Below are 14248 nucleotides of genomic sequence, written 5' to 3' on the forward strand. Positions count from 1 at the left end.
TGGAATTTAAAAATAATCAAAACGCAATGAGCTGTTTGCTATTCCTGTTGCTTTTTATACATTTGCATATTCCGACCGAATTTTAATATTACAACATTGCGCAGGATTTTATCCATATTGCTTTTGGGGTTGCTGCTTTACAACATGGTGGGCTATTCGATAGTTTACCTGTCGGAAGAAACGCACACCATCAGCGAGCGCGGCAAAGACCTTATTCAGCAGTCGGACAATTCGCAGGACATTGTGATTAAAGTGCCCGTTGCGGTTCCCTATCAGACCAGCTGGGATGCACCGGAGCAGGTGGAAGGTCAGATTTTGCATGAAGGGCAATATTATCAGATGAAAAGCCGCCAGCTGATCAATGATACGATGTATGTGCATTGCGAATACGATCAGACTGCACGCGAAAAGTTCAGCGACCTTGCTTCAAAAATTAACGATCAGGTTACCGGAAATGCAAGTGATCAGCAGAAAGATCAGCATTCCAACATTCTCAAAAACTTTGTAAAAGAATACATGTCCCAGGACAGGAAACATGTGTTTTATTTGCTTGAATGGGCGCCAGCCCAGGAAGTTGCCGTTTCACAAGTGCAGCTTCATTTTTCCGAAAGACAATTTACCATTCCCTCGCCGCCACCCGATCTGGCTTAGTAATGTCATTTCATTTTCTCCTTTTTGACCGCATTTCCATAGAAATGTTGTGTTCAGCTTGAACTGTAAATCAGCGCTTGTTAGCTATTTCGTTCAATTTGAATCAGGAGAAGAAATCTTTTTACTACAACAGATTTTTTCCAAATGGCGCATATTACATTGCCGGATGAATCCCTTCCCGGGATCGTCGGCTTATTCAATTTCCGTCCCGAAACGGCTTCGTCGCTTCGTTGGCTTGCCGACACGCTGCTGAGAGGCGAGTCGCCGCTGACCAGTGGCGAGCGCGAACTCATTGCCGCTTACGTTTCCCACCTCAACGACTGCACGTTTTGCCATATGTCGCATGCTTCGGCTGCCATGGCGCATTTGTCGTGTGATTTGGATCAAATCGCAGACATCCGAAATGGTTTCCAGCACATTCCAGTCACCTCAAAACTGCGCGCATTGCTTCGTATAGCGGCCAAAGTTCAAAAAAGCGGGAAGGAAGTTTCGGAAGAAGACATTGCCGCGGCTCGTGCCGAAGGAGCCATCGACCGCGAAATCCACGACACGGTTCTGATCGCAGCATCATTCTGCATGTTCAATCGCTATGTGGATGGACTGGGCACCTGGGCGCCTCAGGAACACGAGGATTACCGCGCAATGGGGCAACGTATGGCCTTCCAGGGTTACATTCCTCCCGTTACGCAGGCAGCTGAATAATTTTTCCAAAACCACTTTCAAACTATAGCAATGCCACATATCCCATTGCCGGAACATTTGCCGGGAATAACAGGTCTGCTCGAATACAACAAGGAAACCGCCGCGCCGATCCGCGAGCTGACGCAATTCCTTTTGCGCGGTGAATCCACATTAACGCCGGGCGAAAGAGAGCTGATCGCGACCATTGTGTCGCATAACAATGCATGCAAGTTCTGCACGGCCGCGCACACTGCCGCCGCCGACCTGCTGCTTGGCAACACCGAAACCTGCGAAATCATGAAACAGGACATTGACGCCGCGCCGGTTAGCGACAAAATGAAAGCCTTACTTAAAATTGCCAAACAAGTTCAGGTGCTCGGGAAAGCGGTCATCAAAGAAGCCATCGCAGAAGCGAAAAGTAATGGCGCAACCGACATTGAAATCCACGATACAGTCCTGATCGCAGCCCTGTTTTGCCTGTACAACCGCTATGTAGACGGAATGGCCACCGTGGCGCCTTCCAATCCTGAATTTTATCAGGGCCTCGGCCAGCGCCTAGTCGATAATGGTTATAACCGACTAGCCAATGGTTACGACCATTTGAGACACCAGCAACAATAAAACATTAACAACCCTCTTGAAACAGGTTTATATGAAAAGAACTTTACTTTTTTTGCTATCCTTCCTCTGCGTGTTTTTCATGCAAAACGCATTGGCACAATCCACTCAGCTTTCCGGTCACATTATCGACAATGATAGCCAAAAGCCGCTTTCGGGCGTTTCGGTGTCGGTTAAAGGGAAAAATACCGGTGCTATTACGAATGCAGATGGATTTTTTGAATTAAAAACCAATGTTCCTGCGACGCTGGTGATCTCGCTGATCGGTTATGCGCGTCAGGAATTGGAAGTTGCTTCTGCTCAGGCGATTAATGTGACTCTTGTTCCGGCCGCGGAAGAGCTTAACCAGGTTGTTGTTTCAGCATCGCGGGTGGAAGAGAGCATTTTGCGCTCTCCTGTGAGCATTGAAAAAATGGATTTGCGCGCGGTTCAGCAAACGCCTTCTGCCAATTATTTTGATGGATTGGTCAATATGAAATCGCTGGATATGGTCACCAGCAGCCTTACTTATAAGCAGATTAACACAAGAGGATTCAACACAACGGGCAACAGCCGTTTCCTGCAACTGGTGGATGGCGTTGATAATCAGCCTTCCGGACTTGGTTTTGCGATGGGAAATCTTTTTGGCCCGCACGACATTGACGTGGAAAGCGCAGAGCTCATTCCCGGTGCAGCCTCCGCATTATACGGCCCGATCGCTTTCAACGGCATGCTCAACACACGCACCAAAAATCCATTTGAATATCAGGGATTAAGCGCGCAAACGAAATTTGGCGTTAACCACATTGGCGACGGCACTGACCTCGGCGCAAAACCAATGTACGACCTGGCCGTTCGTTACGCCAAAGCATTTAATAACAAGTTTGCATTCAAAGCGGCTGCGAGTTATCTCAAAGGAACGGATTGGTATGCAAATGATTACACAGACATTGACCCAAACACACCAGCCGCGAACCGCGGTCCGAACAATCCAGGCAGAAACGCGCTGAACATTTACGGCGACGAGGTGGCGCAAACGATCCCGAACATTGGACGCGTTTCCCGCACCGGATATGAGGAAAAAGATCTAGCGACTTACGGCGTTTACAGCCTCAAAATGCTCGGCGCGTTGCATTACCGCATTACGGACAAGCTGGAAGCCATTTATCAGGGCAATTTTAATCAGGGAACAGCGCAGTATACGGGTAGTAACCGATTTGTGATCAATGATTTCAAGTTCATTCAGCACAGATTAGAATTGCGGGGCAGCAACTTTTATGTGCGTGCTTATTCCAATCAGGAGCGTTCCACAAACTCCTATAACACACGTGCTTTGGGTCAGCAGATCAACCGGACCTGGGTGAAGGATCTGGCTGGAACTACAGTTTCGCCGGACAAAGCGGATGCAACCTGGTTTGAAAGATACACGGCTGCTTACAATGGCGCCATTGCCTCAGTGGGCGGGAAAGATCATTCCATAGCGCGCGCTTTTGCAGATCAGGGACGCATTTTGCCAGGGTCCGGTGAATACGAATCGGCCAAAGATCGCCTGATTCAGACGCGTGGGCTTGCGGGAGCGGGAATCCTGAGCGAATGCAGTCTGCGACATGTGGAAGGCATGTATGATTTCAGTTCTGCATTGAAATTTATCAATTTCCAGGTGGGTGGCAATTACCGCAAATATTATCTAAATACGGGCGGGACATTGTTTGATGATAAAGACAAAAACCTCACAAATGAAGAATACGGCGTTTTTGCACAGGCTTCCAAATCGTTCTTTAAAGATGTTTTGAAGCTGACGGTTTCTGGCCGTTATGACAAGAATGAGAACTTCGACGGCCGTTTCACGCCACGCGCTTCGGCGGTTATTTCGCCCAATGAGAACCACCATTTCCGTGCATCTTATCAAACCGGTTTCCGTAACCCAACCATTGGCGATCAATACATTAAGCTGAATGTGGGCCCGATCATCATTCTGGGCGGTGCACCGGTGAACTCTGCGGGTTTGAATGCTTACGAAAATTCGGTTACCATCGCTTCTTTCGGTGCATTTGCAAGTGCATTCGGGGCGGATATGGCAAAAGGAACGCCATTTCCACAGGCTGTTGCCAATAATAAGGACAAGCTTGTGAAATCCAATGTGCCTTATATCAAATCAGAGAAAGTGAAGAGCTATGAGTTTGGCTACAAGGCGGTTATTGCCAAAAAACTCTTGTTTGATATCAATTATTATTACAGCCAATACACTGATTTTATGATTAATACGGTCGTGGCGAGAGCAAAGTCAGACATTCTGTTGCCGGACGGAAAAGTGAATCCTGCGGCTGCCGCGGAATTGCTTGGAGCTGACAGACAGCTTTTTCAGCTTTATACCAATGCAGCAGATAAAGTTTCGATCCAGGGCGTAAGTGCAGGACTGACTTATTCGCTTCCCAAAAATTACAAGATCAGCGCGAATACAACCTGGATCGACTTCAACATTGGCGATGCAGATCAAAACAATGTTCCCGCATTCAACACGCCGGAATGGAAAACCAACCTCATTTTCGGGAATGCGAAACTGACCGAAAAAATCGGTTTTAATGTGTCCTGGCACTGGCAAAGCAGCTTTGACTGGTATGGCACATTTACCGAAATGCAGCCGGGAAAAGTGAAAAGCTACAACCTGCTCGACGCGCAAATCAGCTATCGCATTCCAAGCCTCAAAACGATCGTGAAACTGGGTGCTTCCAATCTGACGAACCAGTATATCGTCCAGGCATACGGCTCGCCGGCAGTCGGCGGCTTGTATTATGTGAGCCTCAATTTTGATCAGCTTTTCAGATAACAGCAGCTTTATGAACATGGAAACATTGGAATTGACTAATCTGGAAGAAAAGAGGACTGACTCAAAATGGCTCGCATTTGGCTTATGCGTAGTGAGTTACATGCTGAGCGGGACGGTTTCCACATTAATGTCGGTTTACTTGCCTGTTGCCATTCCGGAACTAACAGGAAAAGCCGTTTCACAGGCAGAACTCGGTGAGATCGGTGCTTATGTGAATGCTGTATTTCTGTATGGCTGGATGGTTGGCGGGCTTTTGTTCGGCGTCGTCAGCGACCGCATTGGCCGGGTGAAATCGCTGACATTGGTCATCGGACTTTACGGACTTTCGACTTGCATGGTGACCGTTGTGCCGGATTGGTATAGTTTGCTCGCATTGCGTTTTGTTTCCGGAATGGGCATAGGCGGCGTTCTACTGATCACAACAGTTTACATTTCAGAAATTTGGCAAGACAAAAACAAAGCCGTTATGCTCGGAATACTGGCCGTTTTCTTTCCGGTCGGCATTGTAACAACGGGCAGTCTTAACCTGATCTTTTCGGATTGGAGAAGTGCTTTTCTGGTGGGTTTGATTCCGGTTTTCGTTGCAGTTCTTGTGTTTTTTCTGCTTCCTGAATCCGACAAGTGGCGCATGACCAAATCTTACGATAACAAGCCCGAAGGCCTGTTTGTCAAAAGTAACCGTGCCAATCTGCTTTACGGTTCACTCATTTTCGGCTCGGTGCTGATCGGGCTTTGGGGGATTTTCTCGTGGCTTCCAACCTGGGTGCAAACATTGCTGGCAACCGGTCAGGATGGGCAGAAGGAGCGGGGACTCGTGATGATCCTGCTGGGTATAGGCGGGATCACGGGTGGAATTTTCTCTGGCATGCTGGTCAATAAATTTGGCAAAAAAACCACGCTCATGTTCACGTTTGGCACTTGCCTGGTTATGTGCTGCATTCTGTTTTTGACCAACAGCACTTTTTCAAACATCATTTACATAGAAACGGCCGCGCTGGCTTTCTGCTTTGGAATCAGCCAGGGCGCGCTGTCAAGTTATATTCCTGAGCTGTTTCCAGTTTCGATCCGGGGAACAGCGACGGGCTTTTGCTTTAATGTAGGACGGTTCTTCACGGCTACGGCGGTGTTTTTTATCGGATCGCTCGTGGCAGTTTTGGGTGGTTTCGGGAATGCGCTGCTCGTATTCACAATTCCGTTCCTGGTGGCGCTGATCGTCACGGCCAGAAGCAAATGAAGTCAGTAAATTATCATAGGTTAATAATTGGGCAAACGGGTTTGCCATATGGCGAACCCGTTTCTTTTTTTCTTAAACTATAAAACAAGCAACTAGTAAGATCTTCCCTCATATGAGAAATTTAGTTTATCTGGGCGTTACCGGCATTATCCTTTACGAGATCGCCAAAGTCTATTTTATCATGCCGATGCCGGGCAGTCAGCAAATGAACAGCATTGACATTGCTTATTTTTTGCACACCTGGCGCTGGGCGTTCCGCATTGTTTTCTGGCTGATGATCATTGCGGGCTGCACCACCGCATTGATGGGAAAAAGGAAGTGGATCACGGTTATTCTGTTGATGGTTGCCGGCGCCGTTACATACGGGACAAACTATGAAATGGCGGCTGATACCATGTTTTACCAGCCTTCACAAGTGATTTTACACAATGCTGCTTTGAACAAAGTGCAGGACGACCGCCTGGTGATCGGCGTGGAGGCCAACGGAGAAACGAAGGCATATCCCATTCAATTCATTGGTTACCATCACCAGGTGCGCGATGTCCTGGGCGGTGAACCTGTGATCGTCACATATTGCACGGTATGCCGCACCGGGAGGGTTTTTGAGCCCATTGTCGAAGGCAAGCTGGACGAGTTCAGGCTTGTGGGCATGGATCATTTCAATGCGATGTTTGAAGACAAAAGCACAGGAAGCTGGTGGCGGCAGGCCAACGGTGAGGCCATCGCGGGTCCATTGAAAGGACAGTTTTTGCCAGAATTGCCGGTGGTGCAAACCACAGTTTCGCAGTGGTTCAAGCTTCATCCCAACAGCAAAATCATGCAGCCAGATCCGGCTTATCAGGCGAAATATGATTCTATGAGCCGTTATGAATCGGGAAAAGGAAGATCAGCACTCACCAAAACGGACACAACTGCCTGGAAGGAAAAGTCCTGGGTTGTGGGCGTGCAGGCTGGCAAAAGCAGCAAGGCTTATGATTGGAATAAGCTGATTAAAGAGCGTGTGATCAATGATCGAGTAGGCGCAATGCCGGTTGCCGTGGTTATGGCGGCAGATAACAAGAGCTTTTTCGCATTTGAAAAAACCGGACAGCAGGAAATCACCATCAGAAACGACACATTATTTGCACAAAAAACGGCCTATAACCTGCTGGGCAAGCGCGTTGTGGGTGACGGGGCAGATTTAAAGCGCGTTAACGCTTATCAGGAATTCTGGCACAGTTGGCGTACATTCCATCCTGACACCCGGCAATATTGAGTTTTTGCATTACCAACATTGAATAATGAACATTAAATCTACATTCCTTACCCTGGCAATGCTTTCAGGGGCTTTTTGTGAGACGGCATTTGCGCAGGAAAATCATGAAAAAAAGCAGGATTCTGAAAAAGTGCTGGACCTGAATGAAGTGACGATCGAAGAACGCAAAAACGTGATCCACACCGAGCGGCTTCCCGATGTGCAGAACACTTACATTCACGCAGGAAAAAAGAACGAAGTAATCCAGCTGGGGGGCATTAATGGCAACATTGTTGAGAAAACCGGGCGGCAGATCTTCGCCAAAGTTCCAGGTGTTTTTGTTTACGATATGGATGGAAGCGGTAATCAGATCAATATTTCTACGCGTGGCCTGGACCCGCACCGGTCGTGGGAATATAACATTCGCCAAAACGGTGTCATTACCAATTCCGATATGTATGGCTATCCCGCCAGTCATTATAGTCCGGCGATGGAATCCATTGAGCGCATTGAGCTGGTAAGGGGCACTTCTTCGCTGCAATATGGTGCGCAGTTTGGCGGAATGATCAATTACGTGACCAAAAGTCCGGATACAACCAAAGCATTTTCTTTTGAGAGCATTAATTCGGCTGGGTCATTTGGATTGTTTAGTTCTTATAATGCCATTGGCGGCAAGATCGGGAAGTTTGTTTACTCAGCTTATTATCAAAAACGACATTCCAATGGTTACCGTAAAAATGCCAGATCGGATGCAGAATCGCAGTTTATAAGTTTGGCTTATGAATTCAGCAAATCGCTTCGCATTAAGGCGGAGCTGGGACGATCTTCCTATGTTTATCAAATCCCCGGCCCGCTGACCGACGCAATGTTTGCCGCCGATCCACGCCAGTCGACGCGTTCGAGAAACTATTTTAACCCCGACATTTACATTCCATCAGTTGTTTTGGATTGGCAGATCAGTCCCAATACGCAACTGAAATTTACCAATTCAGGTGTTTACGGAGCCAGAAACAGCGTCATGTTCGATGCATTTGCCAATGTTCCGGACACGATCAGTTCGTTGACAAAATCTTACAAAGCGCGGCAGGTCGACATTGATAATTTCAAAAGCTTCACTTCCGAGCTTCGGATTTTACATCATTATGACTTGGCTGGTTTCAAAAATGTGCTTTCAGGCGGTGTGCAAATCATGCATAACAACCTGCGCAGAAGACAGCTCGGCAAAGGAACAACCGGCAGCGATTTTGATCTGACACTAACCGATCCAGCTTTCGGCAGGGACCTTTATATGAAGACGAACAATGTGGCATTATTTCTGGAAAACATGATTTACCTCACGCCGCAGTGGACCTTTTCGCCCGGAATCCGTTATGAAAATGGCGCTACGGAAATGACCGGAAAGATCAGTTATTACGATCCGGGCGACCTGCCAAACAAGATCAAACACAATTTTCCGCTTTTCGGGATGAGCTCGCAATATAAGCTGGATGACCAGAACCGCATTTACGGAGGCATTTCTCAGGCTTACCGTCCGGTTGTTTTCAAAGACATTATCCCGGGATCTGTTTTGGAAAAAGTGGATAAAAATCTCAAAGATGCTTACGGTTATAATGTGGAAGCAGGCATTAGCGGAAGCACAAAAAATCTGCGTTACGACATGGGTGTGTTCCAGGTTTTGATCAACAACCGAATGGGAACGGTTTCAATGCAGGAAGATGGAAAAGCGTACATTTTGCGCACCGTTACGGGCGACACGCGCACCCGTGGCTTGGAGGCTTACATTGAATATGTGGCGTTTAGGCAGGAAACGATGACAACGCCAACAGAGCTTTCGTTTTTCACCTCAACCTCTTATTTTGATTCTGAATATATCAAGGGAAATGCTGTGCTCAATGGTGAAAACAGGAGCGTTAAAGGAAATAAAGTAGAAGGCGTGCCAACTTGGATTTCTCGAAACGGGGTGCAGCTTTTGTATAAAAAACTCTCAGCAACCTGTCAGTATAGTTACGTAAGTTCCAATTTTGCAAATGCCTTGAACACTATTGAGCCTTCGGCGAACGGGACCATCGGAAAAGTGCCGGGTTACGGCCTGCTCGACATCAATGCGACCCTGCACCTGAACAACACGCTGACCGTGCGGGCTGGCGTGAACAATGTTACCGACAAGCAATATTTTACAAAACGGCCCACCATGTATCCAGGAGCGGGCATTTGGACTTCTGATGGCCGGAGTTTCGGGATTTCAGTCGGGGTGAAGATTTAAACACATAGGTTGTACGCCGTTTCATGTGGCATTATTTTAATATCTGCTATTACAAAAAGATAAAAATCATGGCGGATAAAACATTGAAAGACGTAAGCGAAATCATGAAAGATATTGATCTTTGCATGCTTACAACCACAACTACCGACGGCGCGCTAGCGTCCAGACCGATGAGCAACAACGGGGAAGTGGAATACGACGGAAACTCTTACTTCTTTACCTGGGAAGGTTCGCGCATGGTCAACGACATTGAGATGGATAATGGTGTTAACCTAACATTTCAAGGGGAAAAAGGCATTTGGATCTCGGTAACAGGCAAAGCCGAAGTAAGCCGGGAACGTGAAGATATGGAAGAACATTGGGTTAGCGACCTGGATCAATGGTTCGAAGAAGGGCTCGATACACCCGGAATTGCCATGATCACTGTAAAGGCAAAACGCATTAAATACTGGCATGGAGAAGAAGAAGGAGAAGTAAAGCTGTAATTCTTTTTATGCTTATCGATTCAATCACATCGGATACCGGTGTGATTTTTTAGTTTTAAGTAGAAGATCACAAAACGACAAGCTTATGATTGATACACCGGTTCATCCCAATTACGGGTCATCGAAAAGCAAAGAAGAATCTTTTGATGATGAAAACTTCCTCGATGCATTGCCCAGGGCCGTGCTTCGGCCCAACCAATACGTTTTGCTCGATGGAGAATGGAAGTTTGCAATAGACCCGGATGATAAAGGCGTTCTCCAGCGCTGGTATATTCACCACGATTTCAAGGAGCAGGCTCACTGGCCAGGAAGCGTTGAAACCCACCTCGCGACATTACATCAGGACACGCCTTCCTGGCAGGACAATGTTGTGGTTTGGTATGAAAGAGAATTTGATCTGCCGCAACGAGCAGAAGAGCAGATTCCTGCAAATACAATTTTACAATTGACTTTTGGTGCCTGCGGATATGAAACGCAGGTTTGGCTAAATGGATTTTTATTGCCCACGGTTGAAGGCGAAACCAAGCATATTGGTGAGTATACATCGTTTTCCTACGAATTGGAAGAAAAAATATTGCGACCGGTCAACCGCCTGACTGTGCGCGTTGCGAGTTCCATGGACGCAGACATTACGCGTGGGAAGCAGGAATCGCACGTTTACAAGCGGGGCGGCATTTGGTATCAGACATTCACAGGAGCGGTTCGCAGTGTGTGGCTGGAAACGGTGGAACGCAACCGACTGCGGAGCAGGGTAGGCGTGGTGAGCATTATTGAAGATAACCTCGTCCGGTTCAACCTTACAACGCGTATCCACGATCCCGGTTCGTACACCATCCGTCTCAAAGTGTATAATGTGGACCGCGATCCTGCCAACATTAAGCAGGTTGCCGAGGACGAATATCCGATCGTGCTGGAAGTGGGACAAAAATCACAGCGACTCGTGCTGGAAGTGCCCGATGCCCAGTTATGGTCGCCGGAAAGCCCTATTTTATATCGCCTTGTCGCACAGCTGATCGATCATAACGGATATGTTTCGCAGATTGAGACCAAGTTTGGCATCCGGAAATTTGAAGCAAGAGGCAACCGCCTTTTTCTAAATCATCGGCAGATTTACCTCGATGGAATACTATATCAGCCCGGAAATGCATCTTACAGGCAAATTCAGAAGCATTTGTATGCAATGAAAGAGCTCGGATGCAACCTCGTGCGCATACATATTGCGGGCGTGGACCCGCGGATTTACAAACTTGCCGACAAAATCGGCCTGCTGCTTTGGGTGGAAGTGCCGAGTCCGCACCGCTCGAACGCAAAAAGCCGTGAAAATCATGAGGAAGAATTGCTGCGTATGCTTGCACTGATCGGAACGCACCCTTCCGTGGTGATTTGGAGCTTATATAATGAAGATTGGGGGGCGCAGGACATTGCTTCCAATCCCGAAACCCGTGAATACATTGTCAAAATGTATCACTTCATGCAAATCGCTTATCCGCAATTTTTGGTTGTCGATAACGACGGCTGGCAGCATATCAGCTATGAAGGCAGGCTGAAATCAGATCTGCTGACCGCGCATTTTTACACGCCCGAACTGGATCACTGGAAGGATATGCTAGACGATTTTACTGCGGGTAAATTGGAAAAGGTTGCGGCTTTTCCTCTCGTGGTCGGTGATCCGTTTTTTTACAGAAAACAGGTTCCGTTGGTTGTCAGCGAGTGGGGTGGCTTTGGTTTTGCTGATTATGGCGGTCCAAAAGACGACTCAGACAGAGCTTTGCAAATTGAGCTTTATAAAAAAGAACTCCGCAAACGCCCGATATGCGGCGATGTGTACACGCAGGCGACCAACATTGAAGACGAAAGGAATGGCCTGATCGATTTTGAAACCGGTGCATTGAAAGTGCCAGCCGGCTTACTGGCTTCTACACCGCCAGAAGCGCCCGCAACTTAACTTATGATAATGAAATTATTTTTGACTGTGCTTGCATGTGTGTTGTTTTTGGAAATCACCCATGCTCAGAATTATGATGAAGCCAAGGTTCCGGCGTACACATTGCCCGAAATTCTGAAAATGCAGGATGGCAAGCCAGTCAAAAATAAACAAGCCTGGAAGCGCATTAGAAAACCTGAAATTCTGCGGCTCTTTGAGGATAATGTTTACGGTCAGCTGCCGCAGGCTTATGACAGCATTTCTTATTCAGTTTCGAATGTTGTTAAAACCGCGATGGACGGCCGCGCGACTTTAAAGGAGGTTGCGATCCAGGTTTTTAAAAACAAAAAATCTGTCACCATTCACCTCACTTTATTTGTTCCAAACCAGCCCAAAAAGCCGGTTGCCGCATTTGTCCTCATTAATAACCGGGGAAAGGACAACACCGACGCAACCCGAAAAGTGAAGAGTCCGTTTTGGCCAGCGGAAATGGTGATCGATAGCGGTTATGCCATCGCAGCATTTCACGTAAGCGACCTTGCGCCGGACGATAAGGACACATTCATGAACGGCGTGTTGCAATTATATCCTGACCAGCTGGCTGCTGACAACGGCATGCGGGCAATAGGCGCCTGGGCCTGGGGCGCTTCTAGAGTAATGGATTATTTTGAAAAAGACAAAGACATTGACGCAAAACGCGTGACGGTTGTGGGTCATTCGCGTGGAGGAAAAGCTTCGCTATGGGCCGCGGCGCAAGATAAACGCTTTGCCATGTGCGTTACCAATTGTTCAGGAAATACAGGCGCGGCATTGGCCAGGAGGCAATTTGGCGAGCGTATCACACGTATTAACACGACTTTTCCACATTGGTTTAGTAACAATTATAAAAAATTCAACGACCGGGAAACTGAGCTGCCCGTTGACCAGCACATGCTGATTTCACTCGTTGCGCCGCGGCCCGTTTATGCAACCAATGCTTCCAAAGACTTATGGGCTGATCCTACGGGGACATTCCTGGCATTGAAGGCGGCCGAGCCCGCTTATCATTTATACAACCTGGAATCCGCATTGCCGGCCAATCCGCCGGGCATTAACAAACCGATTTTTAGATCACCCATCGCTTATCACAACCGCGAAGGCGAGCACGATATGACGGCCTACGACTGGGGGAATTTCGTGCAGTTCGCCAATTATCATTTCAAGAAGCGATAGGAAACTGATTTTCTATTAATGTCTTCACCAGGCAGCACGGCACAACATTTTTAGGAGGAGAGCCATCATCATTGAACAAACTGATTATGGACAATAACAGCAATAACAGCCTTTTTTCGGGAAAAGCGGCCTTATGGGCAGCTGCCGGACTGGGAGCTTTTGCAGCGGCCAGACATTTTTATCGGGAAATGATCAAGTATGATTTTCAGGATAAAGTCGTCGTAATCACCGGCGGAGCGCGCGGGTTAGGGCTGCTGCTGGCAAGGGAACTTGCTGCAAAAGGCGCTAATCTGGTCATTTGCTCGCGAAATGCGGAGCAAATCGTCATTGCTGAGCAGGAACTTCGCCGCATGGGCTCGACCGTGCTCGGCCTGAAAGCCGACGTGAGCGATCCACGCGATGCCAACCGGGTGATTGAGGCTGCGATCTCACAATTTGGAAAGGTCGACGTGCTCATTAATAATGCGGGTGTAATGCTCGTAGGTCCTGAAAATGTGATGGATGTGGATGATTACAAAACCGCAATGGACAGCAACTTTTGGGCGGCGCTGTATATGATCAAAGCCGTTTTACCCCATTTTCACGAACGGGGTGAGGGACGGATTGCCAATGTTTGCTCCATAGGCGGGAAAATCGCGGTGCCGCATTTGCTGCCTTATAGTGTGAGCAAGTTTGCGATGGTTGCCTTGTCGGAAGGACTGCATGGTGAGTTAAAAAAAGACAACATTCACGTTACGACGGTTATTCCAAACTTGATGCGGACGGGAAGCCCTAGGAATGTTTCGCTTAAAGGCGATCACGAAGCTGAATATGCCTGGTTCAAAATCGCCGATTCATCGCCATTGCTTTCGCAGGATGCGTCGGATGCGGCAGCGCAGATTGTGAATGCCATTGTTTACAGGGAATCAGAAGTAATATTGACCAATACTGCAAAACTGGCTGTGGCCATGCAGGGCGTAAGTCCCGCGCTGGTGTCGCTGGTAATGTCGGCGGCGAACCGGTTTTTGCCCAAATCCGGCCCCGAAGGAGCGGTGATCAGAAAAGGTTACGAAAGTGAATCAGAAAAGACTGTTGGTCCGGTTGCCTCAAAAAGTGACCGTGCAGCCTTGGAAAATAATGAGATCTAGGTTTAGTGAAAAA

At 47.8% G+C, this 14248-nt stretch carries 11 protein-coding genes; all 11 read left to right on the forward strand.

What is annotated here, in order from left to right; all coding sequences use genetic code 11:
• Nucleotides 1-96: 96 nt before the first annotated feature.
• The 11 genes from AC0IYG_RS10695 to AC0IYG_RS10745 all read left to right on the forward strand — a co-directional run bounded on the left by AC0IYG_RS10695 (nucleotide 97) and on the right by AC0IYG_RS10745 (nucleotide 14235).
• Entirely contained in the window at nucleotides 97-651 is a 555-nt protein-coding gene (locus tag AC0IYG_RS10695; RefSeq protein WP_471711073.1) for a hypothetical protein, read from the forward strand.
• Between the two features lie 144 nt (nucleotides 652-795).
• Nucleotides 796-1353, forward strand: coding sequence for a carboxymuconolactone decarboxylase family protein (locus tag AC0IYG_RS10700; protein ID WP_471711074.1), 558 nt, complete (start codon nucleotides 796-798; stop codon nucleotides 1351-1353).
• A gap of 30 nt (nucleotides 1354-1383) precedes the next feature.
• The gene (locus AC0IYG_RS10705; protein ID WP_471711075.1) at nucleotides 1384-1953 is read left to right on the forward strand and encodes a carboxymuconolactone decarboxylase family protein; all 570 of its coding nucleotides are present in this window, start codon (nucleotides 1384-1386) and stop codon (nucleotides 1951-1953) included.
• 31 nt (nucleotides 1954-1984) lie between these two features.
• Nucleotides 1985-4756 (forward strand): TonB-dependent receptor, encoded by a 2772-nt coding sequence (locus AC0IYG_RS10710; protein WP_471711076.1) that lies wholly within the window; start codon nucleotides 1985-1987, stop codon nucleotides 4754-4756.
• Nucleotides 4737-5990 carry an MFS transporter gene (locus AC0IYG_RS10715; RefSeq protein ID WP_471711077.1) on the forward strand — a complete coding sequence of 418 codons (1254 nt, stop codon included), beginning with the start codon at nucleotides 4737-4739 and terminating at the stop codon, nucleotides 5988-5990. The genes AC0IYG_RS10710 and AC0IYG_RS10715 overlap by 20 nt, the downstream gene beginning before the upstream one ends.
• A 112-nt stretch (nucleotides 5991-6102) precedes the next feature.
• On the forward strand, nucleotides 6103-7245 hold the full coding sequence (locus tag AC0IYG_RS10720) for a DUF3179 domain-containing (seleno)protein (RefSeq protein WP_471711078.1): 1143 nt from the start codon (nucleotides 6103-6105) through the stop codon (nucleotides 7243-7245).
• A gap of 25 nt (nucleotides 7246-7270) precedes the next feature.
• Complete coding sequence (locus AC0IYG_RS10725; protein ID WP_471711079.1) at nucleotides 7271-9487, forward strand: TonB-dependent receptor family protein; 2217 nt, start codon at nucleotides 7271-7273, stop codon at nucleotides 9485-9487.
• Between the two features lie 68 nt (nucleotides 9488-9555).
• Entirely contained in the window at nucleotides 9556-9972 is a 417-nt protein-coding gene (locus AC0IYG_RS10730) for a pyridoxamine 5'-phosphate oxidase family protein (protein WP_471711080.1), read from the forward strand.
• An 85-nt stretch (nucleotides 9973-10057) separates the two neighbouring features.
• The gene (locus tag AC0IYG_RS10735) at nucleotides 10058-11917 is read left to right on the forward strand and encodes a glycoside hydrolase family 2 protein (protein ID WP_471711081.1); all 1860 of its coding nucleotides are present in this window, start codon (nucleotides 10058-10060) and stop codon (nucleotides 11915-11917) included.
• A 9-nt stretch (nucleotides 11918-11926) separates the two neighbouring features.
• On the forward strand, nucleotides 11927-13108 hold the full coding sequence (locus AC0IYG_RS10740; protein WP_471711082.1) for a glucuronyl esterase domain-containing protein: 1182 nt from the start codon (nucleotides 11927-11929) through the stop codon (nucleotides 13106-13108).
• 86 nt (nucleotides 13109-13194) lie between these two features.
• Nucleotides 13195-14235 carry an SDR family NAD(P)-dependent oxidoreductase gene (locus AC0IYG_RS10745; protein WP_471711083.1) on the forward strand — a complete coding sequence of 347 codons (1041 nt, stop codon included), beginning with the start codon at nucleotides 13195-13197 and terminating at the stop codon, nucleotides 14233-14235.
• The last annotated feature ends 13 nt before the right edge of the window (nucleotides 14236-14248 follow it).

It is taken from the genome of Dyadobacter sp. AC419, from assembly GCF_979253085.1.

What these genes read in the sequence shown, in the direction of transcription:
- AC0IYG_RS10700 (WP_471711074.1), top strand. Translation starts at nt 796, where the DNA reads ATGGCGCATATTACATTGCCGGATGAATCCCTTCCCGGGATCGTCGGC.
- AC0IYG_RS10705 (WP_471711075.1), top strand. Translation starts at nt 1,384, where the DNA reads ATGCCACATATCCCATTGCCGGAACATTTGCCGGGAATAACAGGTCTG.
- AC0IYG_RS10710 (WP_471711076.1), top strand. Translation starts at nt 1,985, where the DNA reads ATGAAAAGAACTTTACTTTTTTTGCTATCCTTCCTCTGCGTGTTTTTC.
- AC0IYG_RS10720 (WP_471711078.1), top strand. Translation starts at nt 6,103, where the DNA reads ATGAGAAATTTAGTTTATCTGGGCGTTACCGGCATTATCCTTTACGAG.
- AC0IYG_RS10725 (WP_471711079.1), top strand. Translation starts at nt 7,271, where the DNA reads ATGAACATTAAATCTACATTCCTTACCCTGGCAATGCTTTCAGGGGCT.
- AC0IYG_RS10730 (WP_471711080.1), top strand. Translation starts at nt 9,556, where the DNA reads ATGGCGGATAAAACATTGAAAGACGTAAGCGAAATCATGAAAGATATT.
- AC0IYG_RS10735 (WP_471711081.1), top strand. Translation starts at nt 10,058, where the DNA reads ATGATTGATACACCGGTTCATCCCAATTACGGGTCATCGAAAAGCAAA.
- AC0IYG_RS10740 (WP_471711082.1), top strand. Translation starts at nt 11,927, where the DNA reads ATGAAATTATTTTTGACTGTGCTTGCATGTGTGTTGTTTTTGGAAATC.
- AC0IYG_RS10745 (WP_471711083.1), top strand. Translation starts at nt 13,195, where the DNA reads ATGGACAATAACAGCAATAACAGCCTTTTTTCGGGAAAAGCGGCCTTA.